Raw genomic sequence first — 13,475 nt, forward strand, 5'->3', positions numbered from 1 at the left:
TGCGCGTTAGTGCTTGCACGGGAGAGCGGTTATGCTGGAAAGCGTCAAGAGCGTCGCGGAACGGATCACCGGACTGGGGCGTCCGGCGCGCGCGGATCTCGCCGCGTTGGTGACGCCGCGCAAGGCGAACACGTTCCGCCTGCGGGATGACGGCGAGACGCCGAACAACCGGAAATTTCCCCTGGTGCTCTACCGCTCCCCCGTGAAGTTCGCCGGGGGCTACGATCCCGCCGCCATCTTCGAAGCTCTGTTCGAATCGAACGGCTCGGGCGATGGCTGGCGCGACGGCATGTATGACTGGCTACACTGGCACACCGGAACGCATGAAGTGCTCGGCATCGCGCGCGGCTGGCTCAAGGTACGGTTCGGCGGCGCTCGCGGCCGAGCGCTCCAGGTAAAGGCCGGCGATGTGCTCGTCCTGCCCGCCGGCATCGGCCACCGCCGCCTGTTGAAAAGCAGGGACCTTCTCGTCGTCGGCGCCTATCCGTCCGGCGGCACCTATGACGAGAAGACGCCGCGAGACGACGCGCATGACGCAAGCGTGCGTGCGATCGCCCTGGTGCGCGCACCCAAACAGGATCCCGTCTATGGCCGCCGTGGCCCGCTTCCGCGGCTGTGGCACTGAATGTTCTAGGCGGGCGGAAAGTCGGGCGCGTTCAGCACGCGATGGGTGCAGATGAGCACGCCGATCAAGATGATCGCATAGTGCTTCGCGAAAGCTTCGCTCAGGAGCGGCGTGATTGAGTCGATCCCGTTTGTGTTGTGGATGTATCCCCCCGCCTGCTGCAATTCGCGCATCAGGGAGAGGATGTGGCCGCGCGAGGTGTGCAGCCTCGTCGCGAGAAGGGCGAGGTTGGGCTGCAGCGTCCCCGGTGCCGGAAAGGCTCCGCCTTTGTCGGCTGCCTGATGCAGACAATAGAGAAGGAGCATGCCGCTGCGCCTTGCGGCGGTCTTCTGGATGATCGCCAGCTCGGCGCGGGTGCGCGGCGCGGCGCCCATCAGGATATCGCCGGTCGTGGCGCACACCAGGCGAAAGACCTCCGGCTCGTCGAACCGGGCCAGCAGGCGCCCGACCTCGGGCTCGATCTTCGACGCCGCGTCGAATTCTATGCGCAGGCGCGCCTTGAACGCGGCAAGCATCGTCCTGGTCGGCACGTAGCGCCGCACCGGTCCGCTTTGCTGCACATCGGCCGGTTCGACATAGCCGATGACGCGCAGATGCATCAGGATCGCCGTGGCGCGTCCAGAACTCAACGACCCGGCGGCGCTGCTCAGATCCCTCAGGCGGCGATGGGTGAGGCCGCCGGTCGCGTCGAGATAGAGCGCGAGCACCCCCAGCACGAATCGGCCGGAGTCGTCGAACAGCCGATGTTGGGTCGGGTTGCGATCCAGCAGCGAGAGTGCCTCACCGGCGACGAAGCGCATCGCCTCGCTGAAGCGCGGGCCGGCCCGCAACTCGGCGATCATGTCCTCGCTAACGTCGTCACCCGCCTGAATCTCCCACCGGGCCAGGCCAGATGGAACCAAGACCGAATCGGCCATCGAACGCCTTATACCAACGGCCTCAGTGGTTGACACATTTGGCCCATGATCTTTGGGTTATCGAGGCGATATTGTCTGGGTTTCTGAGGAAGCTTCGCCAAGCGTCGCAACAAGCATCGAGGATGGCGTCGTAGTCTTTGAAGACGCGGTTTGCGAGATGGTTCTGGCGCAGGAACTGCCAGACATTCTCGACCGGGTTGAGTTCGGGGGCGTATGCCGGCAACGTCAGCAGCGAGATGTTGGACGGCAGGTGGGTGATGGCTTTCTCGTGATAGCCAGCGCCGTCCATGACCAGGACAGCATGGGCGCCTGGCCTGACGGCCCGGCTGATCTCCTTGAGGTGCGCCGTCATCGCCCTGGTATTGGCGCAAGGAAGAACCAGACCGGCGGCACAGGCGCGCTCGGGACAGACCGCGCCGAAGAGGTAGGCCCACTTGTAGCGCTGATCGCGCGGCGCGGTGGGGCGTGTCCCGCGCCGCGCCCACATTCTGGTCAAGCTTCCCTTCTGGCCGATCCGGGCTTCATCCTGGAACCAGATCTCGACCGGCTTGGTTTTGGCGGCATCCGGCAAGGCGCGATCGACAAGCTGCGCGAAGTTTTTTTGAACGCCTCTTGGGCATCGGCGTCTGCTTTGGGATGGCGCGGGCGAACCGACATATGGCTGAAGTTGAGACGATCCAGCACCTTGCCCACGGTGCGCTCGTGAAGCGCAACGCCAAAGCGCGCGGCGATCACGTCGCGAAGATCGACGCGGCGCCAGCGCACCATACCGTCGTTCGCAAGATCGGGACCTTGCTCCACAATCTGGACAAGTTCAGCCTCCTGCTGCTCCGTCAGCCGGGGCGTTGGGCCTGGAGCCTTGCGGTCGACAAGACCATCGATGCCTGACGCATTATAGCGATGCACCCAGTCGCGCAGCGTCTGGCGATCCATGCCGCACGCCGTTGCCGCGTCCGTGCGAGACGTGCCTTCCAGCACCAGTGCCAGCGCCAGCAACCGGCGAGCCTGATCGGCGTGCCGCGTCTTGGCCGCCTCCCGCCGCAAATCCGAAGCACTGTGTTCCGAACGCAAAATCTTGATCGCCATCGCCGATCCCCTTCGCGAATCACCTCGCAAAGCGAATCACAGACAGCGGCCGCGTTGAATCCTCACGAGTCAGAAACTAAGGCCGTTGGTATTACACGTATTGACGGTGCCGATATTCGGTACTGCGCGCCATTCGTCAACGTGTACGGATTTTCACGATCCGCAGGCCAGAAGGCCCGCTTGGTATGCTCAGGTCTCGGCCTCGCGGGCGAGGGCGCGTTCACCTGCGAATCGCGAGTCGGCGGATCGCGCGCGCCCCTGGATCGGCAATTGGCATTTCTGTCTATGACGGCATGCCGTCGAATCCAGAGCGCTATTTCCGCTTTTACGACAACCGCCAGAAATATCTGATGTTCGTCAACACGTGCAGCGAGAAGCGCGAGATCGCGAACCGCGTGACGCTCGAGCTGGCGAACATCCATCCGCGGCCGCCGGCCGTACGGATGTTCGACGCCGGGGTCGGCGACGGCACGTGCTCGCCCGCGTGCTGCGCAGCATGCATCGGCGCTTCGAGCATATGCCGCTCTACGTCGTCGGCAAGGAGATCAGTCTCGAAGATGTGCGCCTGGCGCTGGAGAAGATGCCCGACCGTTTCCACGAGCATTCCGCGACGGTGCTGATCCTGACCAATCTCTATTATTCGGGGGCGCCTTCTCTGCTCCCGTCGTCGGTCACCGCCGCGACAAGCCTGGTGTGGCATGAATTGCCGCTGCGCGGCAGCACGGCGGCCGAGTTCGAGGAACAAATCAGCGATCTCGAGCCCTTCCTGGCGCAGAACTGGCGCGCCGCCGTCAGCAAGAAGAGCGGCAGTCCGGTCTACGAGAAGCCCGTCGTCCTGGTGATCTATCTGGAAGACTGCCGCTTCCTGCTGGATCAGGTGATCCCGCGCCGCGGCTCGATCCATGCCGACTACGATCTGGTGATCGCGTCCCAGCCCTATCGGGCGCGGGCCACCGCGGAGTTCAAGGCCAGGAAGGTGATCGCGCCGCTCGCGCAGAGTCTGGCACCCGGTGGCCGGCTCATTGGCATCCATTCGGCCGGCGCCGATCCCGGCATGGAGATCATCCAGAAGGTCTGGCCGGACGAGCAGTCCTTTACCACAACCCGTCACGACATCCTGCGTGAAACCAAGGCCGCGCTGGGGAGCAGGGCGCGGCACTTCAACTTCAACGCCTTGCCGGACGACCGCTCGCACTTCCAGTACGAGATGTACACGCTGCCGAACGAGATCGACGCCGAGGCGACCTCGATCGGCACTTCGACCCTGTTCGCGGCCTGGAACGACGCGGCCTATGTCGCGCAAATCGAGGACGACCGGCTGACCCAGGCGATGCGCGACTCGCGCTATCTCGATGCCACCCGCGACGTCCTCAAGACGCGTAACGGCCTGTGGTTCCGCGACGAATCCTACGTCATCTCGCGCAAGCGCGAGATGTGATTCCAGGACTGTCATGGCCCGCGAAAGCGGGCCATCCAGTTGGATCGAGCCGAGTGCCACAAGCGAAGAGAAGCATCACCTGGATGGCCCGCCGTTGCAGGCCATGACAGGTTTTGGCGCGTGACACGCGGTCCAAACGACCGCCGCTTACCGTCCCGCCACGATCACGCCGGTGAACTTGCCCGTCGCATCCTCGCCGGCGAAGGTGTCGCCGATCTTGTAGTCCTTGATCGGGAAGCAGGCCGGCTTGGTGCCCGCCGGCTGCGGCGGATCGGTGGTCGTGAAGCAGCTGCCGCCGTCGCCGTCCGCCCAGATGCCCTTCAGCGTGCTGCCGTTCGGCAGGGTGATCGAATAGGTGTGGTCGGGATTCACGTAGACCTTAACCACGCTGCCATCGGCATAGGTCGAAACGATCGTCCCGCTATAGGCGCCGGTCCAGGTGTCGCCCGCTAGCGCGGGCGTGGCAACCGCGGCGCAGAGCGCGGCGGAAATCAGAAGCTTTGTCGCGAAACCCATGTCGTTCCCCCCGTTTTGCGTTCAATCCAGCTTGATCGGTTGTCCCAGAAGATCCTCGGCGCGGTCTACCTTGATCAGCACCGCCCAGCCTTTTTTTTCCTTGTCCCAGTCCTTCTCCGGCGCGATCAGCCGCTCCCAGACCTTTTCGTAGACGGGACCCGACTTGTGCACCGTGGCGGTGCCATAAAGCCGTACGATGCCGCCGATCGGCAGCACGTCGCGCGCCCCGAGATTGAAATAGAACACCGTGACCTTGGTGCCGTCGCCCAGGAGCGCCGTCGTCGTGCCGCGGCCGCGCTCCCAGAGCGAGATGTGGTCGTCGTCATAGACCTGCGTCGAACCGCGGGGCGTGATCTGGGCGAAGCCGCTGTCGAGCACCGTGCCGATCAGGCAGACATTCTGCGGGAACGCGCCGTCGATCAGCGGCTGGACTTTCTTCGGAATGGCCCCCATCAATGGTGCTCCGCGCGGTAGGTATTGTTGGTGGTGTGGTCGCCGGCAAGCCATTTGCGCAGCTCTTCGTGCGCCTTGGCGCGGCGCTCGGCGTTGATCTCGTCGGCTTTCGGCGCGTCCAGCGTGAATTCCACGGTCAACCCGTTCGGATCCGTCACGTAGACCGACCGGCAATAGCCGTGTTCGAGGACATAGGTCTGCGGTTCTTTGTAGCCCGCCGCCTTGATGCGCTCCTCGATTCCTTTTTGGGTCTCGGCGTCGACATTGAGCGCGATGTGGTGGAACGGGGAGAACGGCATCTTAGGGCCGAACTCCTTCTGGTCCTCCGGCCGCGCGAACTGGAAGAAGGCGAGCGCGCCGCCGTCGCCAAGCGCGAAAAAGCAGTGGCAATAGGTCCGAAGCGCGCCGAACAGTTCGTCGGCTTCGCTCCAGGTCGCGACCAGCGGCAGGCCGATCACGTCCTCGTAGAACTTGCGTGTGGCCTCCATGTCGTTGGTGACATAGGCGTTGTGGTGAAGACGGCTGGGAAGCGTTGCTTGCTTGGCCATGGCTTTGCCTTTCGTTTCCTTCGGTCCCTTGATCACCAGAACTGTCTTGACGCGATGCGCGCGCCTTCCGCGAGCGCGGCAAGCTTCAGCCAGACGACGTCGGGATCGACGCCGCCCTGTCCGACATGGATCGAGAAGCCGCAATCGACGCCCGCCATCACATTCTCGCGCCCCACGAGATTTGCGTAACGGGCGATGCGCTGGGCGACCAGCTCGGGATGCTCGATATAGTTCGACTGGCATTCGATGACGCCCGGGACCAGGACCTTGCCCTCAGGCGGCTTGATACTCTCGAACATCTTCCACTCATGCGCGTGACGCGGGTTGGCCGCCTCGAACAGGATGGCGGTCGGCTTGGCGTAAGTAAGTACGTCGATGATGTCCGCAAAGGGCACGTCGCAATGATGCGGGCCCGGATAATTGCCCCAGCACATGTGCATGCGAAGCTGCTCGGCCGGGATATTGCGTACCGCGTGGTTCAGCGCCTCAATATGCAGGCGCATCCGCTTGCGGAACTCTTCCAGGCTGAGATCTGCATATTGCACATGCCTGCCCATCGCGAGGTCGGGGCAGTCGAGCTGCAGCGTCATCCCCGCATTGGCGATGGTCTCGTATTCGTAGCGCATCGCTTCGGCGATGGCGTAGAGGTATTCCTCGTGGCTCTTGTAGTAGTCGTTGCGGAAGAACAGCGAAATTACGCCGGGCGACGCCGCACTCGAAAACAGCCCCTCGATCTTCGCGCCTTTCGCGTACGTCGTCAGATTTTCGACATCCACCTTCGGCGACTTCAGATCGCGCACCGAGATCGGCCCGTTGCAGCCCGGCGTCTTGCGGGTTTTGCGCCCCGGATCGCCGAACACGCGCGCCTGGCTCTTGGGAAAGCCGACGAGGTCCTGGAACACGAAGCTGTTGCTGGTGCCGTCGAACCCGTTCAGCCGGTCCTTCACATAGGTCGCGTAGCTCGGCTTCGACATTTCGCCGTCGTTTACAATGTCGATTCCGGCCTCGCTCTGGCGGCGCACCATCTCGCCGATGGCGCCGGTGACGCGCGCGTCCAGCGCCGCGGCATCCACCGGAATGCCTTCCTCGCGGGCGACCATCATCGCGATGAGATCGTCCGGGCGGGGCAGACTTCCCGTATGGGTCGTCAGGAAGCGTTCGGTGCTGCGGAGCATGGGATGTTTTCGGATATCGAAAAGTTCTTCGATTTTACGCTATCGCGGCTCAGGCGAAATTGCAAAACACGATCGTACGCTATTTGGATTTTACACCGTCATAGGTGATCGCGTCGGCCGCCGCATTCGACATGATGAAGCCGATCGGCCGCTGCGCCTCTTCCTGAAGATGGGCGAGCAGGCCCGCTGTCCGCGCCAGGATCGAGATGCTCTTGAGCGCCGTCAGTGGAAACCCAATCTCCAGCAGGATGGCCGGGATGACGCCGTTGATGTTGATGGGAAGGGGGCGGCCCAGCGCCTCCGGCAGAACGGCCTTCACCGTCTGCAGCATATCGAGATAGGGGCCTGTCAATCCGCGCTGCTTTGCAAGCGCAAGCAGCACATTGGCGCGCGGATCGCCCTCGGAATGCTGCGGATGGCCGAAACCGGGAATCGGGGATTTCGTCTTGCGCATCGCCCGGATGCGCTCGGCCGCGACCTCGGCGGCGTTGCCGCCCTTCGACGCCTCGACCAGATCGTTCAGGAAATAGCCCGCCGTTTCGGCGCTGCCGAGCACCACCGAACCCGAGCCAAGCAGGCCGGCGGCGACCGCGCCCTGGATCGCTTCCGGCGCCGCGGCGAAGGTCATGCGCGCCGCCTGCACGCTGGGCACCAGCCCGTGCTCGGCAATCGATACCAGCAGGGCATTCACGAAGAAGCGCTGGTCGGCGTTCGGCTCCTTGCCCATCAGGAGCAGGAAGAAATAGTCGATGAAGTCGATCTTGCCGATCAACTCCCTGCACAGGTCCTTGCCGCGGATGGTGATGGAAGCGGTGTCCGCCGTGGAGATGGCCGTGAAGGGGGCGTCCTGTTTGCCGATACGCATGATATGACTCCGTTTCTCGCTGAACCGTTCCGGCGCCGCCGCAACTTACCAAATATCGAAATTGACTTCGACATGCGGAAATCCATAGTCTATCGCCGTCTTTCCCGATAGCGGCTGCGCCGGCCGCGCCAGTCGCCCGGAGTGGCCATGACCAAGGTTCTCGAAGATGTCCGCGTCCTGGAAATGGGCACGTTCATCACCGGCCCCGCGGCCGGCATGATCCTCGCCGACATGGGCGCCGATGTCATCAAGCTCGAGCGGCCCAAGACGGGCGATCCCTTCCGCGCCTTCAAGGGCGGCCTCTACAGCCCGCATTTCCAGACCTACAACCGCAACAAGCGCAGCCTGACCGTCGACACCAAGAACCCCGCCGATCTCAAGCTGCTGGACGAGCTGGTCGCCAATGCCGATGTGTTCATCCAGAATTTCCGCCCCGGCGTCGCGGACGAGCTGAATGTCGGCTGCGAGCGCCTGCAGGAGATCAATCCGGCGCTGATCTATTGCGGCATCTCCGGTTTCGGCCATGACGGGCCGGATGCCGAGCGGCCGGCCTATGACACCGTCGCGCAGGCGGCCAGCGGCTGGCTGAGGCTGCTGATCAATCCCGGCAATCCGCGCGTCGTCGGCCCGGCCATCGCGGACGCGGTGACGGGTTTCTATGCGGCGTTCGGCATCCTGGGCGCGCTGCACGAGCGCGACCGGACGGGAAAAGGCCGTCGCATCGACATTTCAATGCTCGAAGCCATGTGCCATTTCAATCTCGACGACTTCACGCACTACTTCTCGCAGGGCGAGATCATGGGCCCGTTCAGCCGGCCCAGCGTGTCGCAGTCCTATGTCTTCGAATGCGCCGACGGCAAATGGGTCGCGATGCACATGTCCTCGCCCGAGAAGTTCTGGCAGGGCTTGGCGAACGCGATCGAGCGGCCCAGGCTGTTCGAGGATCCGCGCTTCGCTGACCGCCCCGCGCGCATCAAGCACCAGGACGACCTGATCGCGCTGATGACGCCCATTTTCAAGACCAAGACCCGCGCCGAATGGTGCGCCCGCCTCGACGGCGAGGGTGTGCCGTTCTCGCCGGTCTACGATTCGAGCGAGGCGCTGCAGGATCGCCAGGCGAAGTATCTCGGCATCGAGGTCGAGGGGCAGCATCCCACCATGGGCCGTTTCCGCACGGTTCGTTTTCCGGTGAATTTCGACGGACGTCATGCCACCGCGGTGGTCCCGCCACCTACGCTGGGCGAGCACGACGAGGCCATTCGCGGCCTCGCCGGCCAGATGTGGCGCCGCCATCCGACCTCGGATGCTGCCGAATAGCATCACTACCAGGCAAAGCGTCGTAAATTCGAATAGCGAAATTGACTTCGCAAAACGAAATACCTAGCCTTTTGTACTGAGGAGGAATCCGCGCGCATCCGAAGCCCGAACTGACGGGCATCGCCCCGAGCCTAAAGGGCCTCGGCGAAAGGCTGTGTGAGGATCGAATTGGCCGGCGGCGCGCCGCGGCCAAAAAGCGGGGAAGGCACATGACTAGGATTCATCGCCGTCGTTCGGCCAACTATGCCAAGGCGCTCGCGTGCAGCACGGCGCTCGCCGCGGTGTTCGTCGGCGTGGCACCGGCTTTCGCGGACGACGCCATCGAGACCGTCGTCGTCACCGCGCGCCAGCGCTCGGAAGACATCCACGACCTGCCGGCGCAGGACACGGCGTTCACAGCCGGCGATATCCTCGCCCGGGGCATCACGTCCCCGGCCGACTTCCTAAGCGCGGTCCCGAACGTAACCTTCATTCCGACGCAGAACGCCGGAACGAGTTTTATCGTCATGCGCGGCATCTCCCAGGCGCGCAACAGCGAGCCCTCCGCCGCGATCGTGGTCGACGGCGTGGAGATGACCCAGCCGGCGCAGTTCAACCAGGAACTGCTCGACATCCAGCAGATCGAGGTTCTGAAGGGCCCGCAGGGCGCGCTCTACGGCCGCAACGCCATCGGCGGCGCGATCATCATCACCACCGCGCAGCCGACCGATACCTGGGAGGAGCGCTTCACGGCCGGCTATGAGAGCGGCCCCGGCTTCAAGCTGCAGGGCGTCGTCAGCGGCCCGCTCACCGATACGCTGAAGATCCGCGTCGCTGCCTCCTATTTCAACACTGACGGCCATCTGCGGAACATCGACACGGTCGACCCATCGGCGCGCCGCGACGCCGATCCGGTCAAGGACTTCAACGGCCGCGTCGCGCTCCTCTACACGCCGACCGACAACTTCACGGCCGATCTGCGATTCTCGACCGATATCCTGAACACGCGCGGCCTCTACTACGTCGTGCCGGCCTTCGGCTCGCCGGACTTCAACAATCCGAATTTTACGGCCCAGCCGATCGATCTGAACAATTCGGGCTTCGACGACCGCCAGATCTACGATACGTCGTTGAAGATGACCTACGACACCGGCGGCGGCGAGATTTCTTCGATCACCGGCTACAACACGACGCGCGAAATCCTCACCGGCGACGGCTACCCCTTCAATCCGTTCGGGCACTCGATGGTCGGCTTCGACTATGGCCAGTCCCAGCTCCTGAACGAAAAGACCTTCTCGCAGGAATTGCGCTTCACGTCGCCGTCCACCGGCCGCTTCCGCTACATGGGCGGCGGACAGATCTTCGCGACCCAGCGCTTCATCTCGACCGGCAATACGTTTGACGGTCCGACCGATTCCGGCGTGCAGCCGATCTACCGCATACCGAATCCGCAATTCGGCCTGTCGTCTTTCGCCCCGCAATCGCAGGTCAGCTTCCTCGCCGACAGCCAGAACCAGTTCGCCTGGGCTTTCTATTTCGACACCTCGACGGAGATCACGGACGATCTCGAATTGTCGCTGAACGCGCGCTACGACAGCGACCACCGGAAGAACACGACGCTCACGCCGCAGGAATTCCTCGACGCCAACCCGATCACCGGTCGCGCTGCGATCGCGGCGACGACGGGCCAGAAGCGCTCCCATACCTGGGATGCGTTCCAGCCCCAGGCGATCCTGCGCTACACGGTCGACGACAACGTGAACGTCTACGCCAGCTATGGCCGCGGTTTTCGCAGCGGCGGCTTCAACCAGACGGGCGTCGCCACGGCAGCCGCGCTGGCGGGCTTCGACAATGTCGGCGACATGTTCAACGCCGAAACCGCCACCACCTACGAAGTCGGCGCCAAGACCCGCTGGTTCGACAACCGGCTGAGCGTCAACGGCGCCGTCTACAGGACGCAGGACCATAACGACTATTATTTCGTGTTCCTGGCCTCCAACTCGACGCAGAATCTCGGCAACATCTCGGGCGTGCGCTTCACCGGCGTCGATCTCGACGCCACGGCACAGATCACCGACGAGTTCAGCGCCAATGTCGGCTTCGGCTATACCGACAGCGACATCACGAAATTCCCCGGCGCGTCGAGCGCCCTGGTCGTGGGCTCGAAGGCGCCGCTGGTGTCAGACTACACCCTCAATGTCGGGCTGCAATATGAGCATCCCCTGTGGGAAGGCGTGAAGGGCATGATCCGCTTCGACGACAACCTGGTCGGTCCGACCACCTTCGTCATCCCGGTGCCGGCGGCGGGCGAGCCGACGCCGGTCGCGCGCGATCCGCTCAACCTCGCCAGCCTGCGCATCGGGATCGAGGCCGAGGATTGGCGCGTCACAGCCTGGTCCAAGAACCTGTTCGACAAGCGCTACAACACCGAATACTCGACCGGCGGCTTCCTCTTCAAAGGCCAGCCGTTGACCTGGGGTATCGATTTTACGAAGAAATTCTGATCGCGGCGGGGGCGGTGGCCAAGCCGCCCCGCTCAATCGGGATGGACCGAACGCAACAGATAGGGCTGGCGGCGGATCGCCGTCTCGATCGTGCGCGCGGCGCTCTGCAGGATCGGCAGCCGCGTCCGGATCAGCTCCTCGAGCGCCACGCGCGATGTCGAGGTCGAGCAGTTGATCGCCGCGAGCGAGCGGCCGGCGGCATCCAGGATCGGCACGGCGATCGAGATCAGCCCGTAGTCGAGTTCGTCCTGTGTCGCGGAATAGCCGCTCCGCCGCACCTCCGCGAACAGCTTGCGGAGTTCGGCCCGCGACGTGACCGTGTGCTCGGTGAAAGGCGTGAACGTGCCGGTGTCCAGATAGTGATTGCGGACGTCCTCATGCTCAAAGGCCAGCATCGCGCGTCCCAGGGACGTCGCATAGGCGGGATAGCGCGTGCCGATCCCGGCGGCCAGCCGGACCATGCGATTGGTCGACACATGCACCAGATAGAGGATGTCGGACCCGCTGAGCACCGCCAGGGAAGAACTGTCGCCCGTCTCGTCGCGCACCGCCTGGAGGTGCGGGCGCACCAACTCGCCCAGGCTCATCGAATCCAGATAGGCGGAGGCAAAGCTCATCACCTCGGGCCGGAGCAGGAAATGGCGGTGGTGCTTGGCGACATAGCCGAGCTTGACCAGGGTGTTGAGGCAGCGCCGCGCCGCTGCCGGCGACAGCTTGGTGATTTCCGCCACCTCGCTCAGGGTCATCTGCGGATTGTCGCGCCCGAACGCGCGCAGGACGGACAAGCCTCTCTCCAGCGTCGAGAGATATTCGGTGTCGGTATGGGGTTCTGTGTCGGAATCCATCGTCGCATTGAAAAGGCGTCGGGCGCGCCCACTAGAAGCCGGTGCACCGTTTTTGTCCATGACGGGCGGTCGCGCCGTTTTTCGCACTTCGAAAATTCCACCGACTATAGAAAATGTGTAAGCTCCCATGCCTTCCCGGGCAAGCCACCAAGCAAAAAGGGCCGCAGTCATGCTTCCGCTTTTCCCGACGAGCCTTGTCGGTTCCTACGCACAGCCGGACTGGCTGCTGGACCGCTCCAAGCTGGCCAAGCGTTTTCCGCCGCGCGTGCGCGCCGGCGAGTTGTGGCGGATCGATCCGCAATGGCTCGAAGAGGCGCAGGACGACGCGACGCGGCTCGCGATCCTGGACCAGGAGCGTGCCGGCCTCGACATCATCACCGACGGCGAAATCCGCCGCGAGAGCTATTCCAACCGTTTCGCGACCGAGCTTGACGGCGTCGATCTGGACAATCCGGGCACCGCGCTGGACCGAAGCGGCCATCCCAATCCGGTTCCGCGCGTCGTCGGCAAGATCCGCCGCCGCGGCCCGGTCGAGGTGCGGGATCTGAAATTCCTCAAATCGCAGACCGCCAAACCGGTGAAGATGACCGTGCCCGGCCCCTTCACGATGGCGCAGCAGGCGCAGAACGATTTCTACAAGAGCGAGGAGGAGATGGCGCTGGACTACGCCGCCGCCGTGAACGAGGAGATCAAGGACCTCTTCGCCGCCGGCGCCGATGTGGTGCAGATCGACGAGCCCTATATGCAGGCGCGGCCCGACAAGGCGCGGCAGTTCGGCGTTGCGGCGCTGAACCGCGCGCTCGACGGCGTGACGGGCACGACGGCGGTGCACATCTGCTTCGGCTATGCCGCGATCATCCATGAGCGGCCGACCGGCTATTCCTTCCTGCCCGAGTTCGAGCACACCACGGCCAAGCAGATCTCCGTCGAGACCGCGCAATCCCATCTCGACTGTTCCGTGCTGAAGACCCTGCCCGACAAGACGATCATCCTGGGCACGCTCGACCTGTCGACGCACGAGATCGAGACGCCCGAGATCGTGGCCGAACGCATCGAGCGCGCTCTGCCTTACGTCGATGCGAAGCGCATTGTGGTCGCGCCGGATTGCGGTCTCAAATACCTGCCGCGCGCGGTCGCGTTCGGCAAGATGAAGGCGATGGCGGACGGCGCTCGGATCGTCCGGCAGAAGATCGCGGGATAGTCGCAC

14 protein-coding genes are annotated in these 13,475 nt (G+C 63.9%); 5 read left to right on the top strand and 9 right to left on the bottom strand.

The genetic code is table 11. From position 1 onward, the window contains the following. Positions 1–31 precede the first annotated feature (31 nt). Positions 32–625, top strand: coding sequence for a hypothetical protein (locus WDN01_21405; GenBank protein ID MEJ0028589.1), 594 nt, complete (start codon positions 32–34; stop codon positions 623–625). Between the two features lie 5 nt (positions 626–630). Here WDN01_21405 and WDN01_21410 read toward each other — a convergent pair whose 3' ends face one another. The 3 genes from WDN01_21410 to WDN01_21420 all read right to left on the bottom strand — a co-directional run bounded on the left by WDN01_21410 (position 631) and on the right by WDN01_21420 (position 3,145). Then, positions 631–1,542, bottom strand: a complete 912-nt coding sequence (locus tag WDN01_21410) for a hypothetical protein (protein MEJ0028590.1) — start codon at positions 1,540–1,542, stop codon at positions 631–633. Between the two features lie 22 nt (positions 1,543–1,564). Continuing rightward, positions 1,565–2,628 (bottom strand): IS630 family transposase gene (locus tag WDN01_21415; protein MEJ0028591.1). Its coding sequence is split into 2 segments (ribosomal slippage): positions 1,565–2,148 and positions 2,148–2,628, totalling 1,065 coding nucleotides; the frame shifts between segments, so codons are not numbered across the junction. A 325-nt stretch (positions 2,629–2,953) separates the two neighbouring features. Beyond that, entirely contained in the window at positions 2,954–3,145 is a 192-nt protein-coding gene (locus tag WDN01_21420) for a hypothetical protein (protein MEJ0028592.1), read from the bottom strand. Between WDN01_21420 and WDN01_21425 the strand changes: the two genes are divergently transcribed. After that, positions 3,146–4,066 (top strand): hypothetical protein, encoded by a 921-nt coding sequence (locus WDN01_21425; GenBank protein MEJ0028593.1) that lies wholly within the window; start codon positions 3,146–3,148, stop codon positions 4,064–4,066. It abuts the gene before it with no gap. Between the two features lie 147 nt (positions 4,067–4,213). Here WDN01_21425 and WDN01_21430 read toward each other — a convergent pair whose 3' ends face one another. The 5 genes from WDN01_21430 to WDN01_21450 all read right to left on the bottom strand — a co-directional run bounded on the left by WDN01_21430 (position 4,214) and on the right by WDN01_21450 (position 7,623). Then, the gene (locus WDN01_21430) at positions 4,214–4,582 is read right to left on the bottom strand and encodes a hypothetical protein (protein ID MEJ0028594.1); all 369 of its coding nucleotides are present in this window, start codon (positions 4,580–4,582) and stop codon (positions 4,214–4,216) included. A 21-nt stretch (positions 4,583–4,603) separates the two neighbouring features. Continuing rightward, positions 4,604–5,035 (bottom strand): hypothetical protein, encoded by a 432-nt coding sequence (locus tag WDN01_21435; GenBank protein ID MEJ0028595.1) that lies wholly within the window; start codon positions 5,033–5,035, stop codon positions 4,604–4,606. Further along, positions 5,035–5,583: a VOC family protein gene (locus WDN01_21440; GenBank protein MEJ0028596.1), complete on the bottom strand. Its 549-nt coding sequence runs from the start codon at positions 5,581–5,583 to the stop codon at positions 5,035–5,037. The genes WDN01_21435 and WDN01_21440 overlap by 1 nt, the downstream gene beginning before the upstream one ends. 32 nt (positions 5,584–5,615) lie before the next feature. Then, positions 5,616–6,758 carry a cobalamin-independent methionine synthase II family protein gene (locus WDN01_21445; GenBank protein ID MEJ0028597.1) on the bottom strand — a complete coding sequence of 381 codons (1,143 nt, stop codon included), beginning with the start codon at positions 6,756–6,758 and terminating at the stop codon, positions 5,616–5,618. A 79-nt stretch (positions 6,759–6,837) separates the two neighbouring features. Continuing rightward, a complete protein-coding gene (locus WDN01_21450) occupies positions 6,838–7,623 on the bottom strand; it encodes a citryl-CoA lyase (GenBank protein MEJ0028598.1) in 786 nt (261 codons plus the stop codon). A 147-nt stretch (positions 7,624–7,770) separates the two neighbouring features. Between WDN01_21450 and WDN01_21455 the strand changes: the two genes are divergently transcribed. Together WDN01_21455 and WDN01_21460 are read left to right on the top strand one after the other, a co-directional pair. Then, on the top strand, positions 7,771–8,940 hold the full coding sequence (locus tag WDN01_21455) for a CoA transferase (protein MEJ0028599.1): 1,170 nt from the start codon (positions 7,771–7,773) through the stop codon (positions 8,938–8,940). A gap of 209 nt (positions 8,941–9,149) precedes the next feature. Next, the gene (locus WDN01_21460) at positions 9,150–11,423 is read left to right on the top strand and encodes a TonB-dependent receptor (protein ID MEJ0028600.1); all 2,274 of its coding nucleotides are present in this window, start codon (positions 9,150–9,152) and stop codon (positions 11,421–11,423) included. Between the two features lie 32 nt (positions 11,424–11,455). Here the strand turns inward: WDN01_21460 and WDN01_21465 are convergent, their stop codons facing one another. Next, positions 11,456–12,268, bottom strand: a complete 813-nt coding sequence (locus WDN01_21465) for an IclR family transcriptional regulator C-terminal domain-containing protein (protein ID MEJ0028601.1) — start codon at positions 12,266–12,268, stop codon at positions 11,456–11,458. A 169-nt stretch (positions 12,269–12,437) separates the two neighbouring features. Between WDN01_21465 and WDN01_21470 the strand changes: the two genes are divergently transcribed. Further along, positions 12,438–13,469: a uroporphyrinogen decarboxylase family protein gene (locus WDN01_21470; protein ID MEJ0028602.1), complete on the top strand. Its 1,032-nt coding sequence runs from the start codon at positions 12,438–12,440 to the stop codon at positions 13,467–13,469. Positions 13,470–13,475 lie beyond the last annotated feature (6 nt).

The organism is Rhizomicrobium sp. (assembly GCA_037200985.1).
In the GTDB taxonomy this organism is placed as follows: Bacteria; Pseudomonadota; Alphaproteobacteria; order Micropepsales; family Micropepsaceae; genus Rhizomicrobium.

Excerpts from the sequence above, each read along its gene's own strand:
- WDN01_21405 (MEJ0028589.1), top strand. The coding sequence starts at position 32 with ATGCTGGAAAGCGTCAAGAGCGTCGCGGAACGGATCACCGGACTGGGG.
- WDN01_21410 (MEJ0028590.1), bottom strand. The coding sequence starts at position 1,542 with ATGGCCGATTCGGTCTTGGTTCCATCTGGCCTGGCCCGGTGGGAGATT.
- WDN01_21420 (MEJ0028592.1), bottom strand. The coding sequence starts at position 3,145 with ATGCTCGAAGCGCCGATGCATGCTGCGCAGCACGCGGGCGAGCACGTG.
- WDN01_21425 (MEJ0028593.1), top strand. The coding sequence starts at position 3,146 with ATGCCGCTCTACGTCGTCGGCAAGGAGATCAGTCTCGAAGATGTGCGC.
- WDN01_21430 (MEJ0028594.1), bottom strand. The coding sequence starts at position 4,582 with ATGGGTTTCGCGACAAAGCTTCTGATTTCCGCCGCGCTCTGCGCCGCG.
- WDN01_21435 (MEJ0028595.1), bottom strand. The coding sequence starts at position 5,035 with ATGGGGGCCATTCCGAAGAAAGTCCAGCCGCTGATCGACGGCGCGTTC.
- WDN01_21440 (MEJ0028596.1), bottom strand. The coding sequence starts at position 5,583 with ATGGCCAAGCAAGCAACGCTTCCCAGCCGTCTTCACCACAACGCCTAT.
- WDN01_21445 (MEJ0028597.1), bottom strand. The coding sequence starts at position 6,758 with ATGCTCCGCAGCACCGAACGCTTCCTGACGACCCATACGGGAAGTCTG.
- WDN01_21450 (MEJ0028598.1), bottom strand. The coding sequence starts at position 7,623 with ATGCGTATCGGCAAACAGGACGCCCCCTTCACGGCCATCTCCACGGCG.
- WDN01_21455 (MEJ0028599.1), top strand. The coding sequence starts at position 7,771 with ATGACCAAGGTTCTCGAAGATGTCCGCGTCCTGGAAATGGGCACGTTC.
- WDN01_21460 (MEJ0028600.1), top strand. The coding sequence starts at position 9,150 with ATGACTAGGATTCATCGCCGTCGTTCGGCCAACTATGCCAAGGCGCTC.
- WDN01_21465 (MEJ0028601.1), bottom strand. The coding sequence starts at position 12,268 with ATGGATTCCGACACAGAACCCCATACCGACACCGAATATCTCTCGACG.
- WDN01_21470 (MEJ0028602.1), top strand. The coding sequence starts at position 12,438 with ATGCTTCCGCTTTTCCCGACGAGCCTTGTCGGTTCCTACGCACAGCCG.